Annotated in this window: 1 protein-coding gene; it reads left to right on the forward strand. The window is 72.2% G+C overall.

Annotated features, from left to right (window positions below; genetic code table 11):
• Positions 1–18: 18 nt before the first annotated feature.
• Positions 19–443: hypothetical protein (locus tag RM844_RS32865; protein WP_394814664.1), on the forward strand; the 425-nt coding region annotated here is incomplete at its 3' end.

The raw sequence follows: 443 nt of genomic DNA on the forward strand, positions 1-443 counted from the left end.
TTCCCGCCGTCGAGGATCGTGCGGATCGACACACGCTCGTTCACCGAGGAGTCGCGGACCGACCTGAAGGCCGAGATCCTGTCGATCGCCGACGGAGAGGGCGCGCGCTGGGTCGTCACCCGCAACCAGAAGCCGGCGAACGGCTTGCCGGACACCTTCGTCAAGCGCATCGGAGCCGACGGCACCGTCACGTCGAAGCTGCTGCCGTTCGGGACCGACCCCGTCGGCGCGATCGTCGCGGGTGGCGGCAACGTCTGGATCCCGGTCCGCGACGGCGTGCTCCGCGTCGATCCCGCCACAGCGAGCGTCGTCGAGCACGTGGGCCTCGCGCCGTCGGACGCCCGCGGCGTGGTGGTCTCGCGAGGCGTGGCGTGGGCGACCGACGGTGACACGGTCCGCGTGCTGGACGCGAACGGCGCGGGTGCGCAGGAACCGGTGCAGGG

Source organism: Streptomyces chisholmiae (assembly GCF_031845445.1).
GTDB lineage: Bacteria > Actinomycetota > Actinomycetes > Streptomycetales > Streptomycetaceae > Streptomyces > Streptomyces chisholmiae.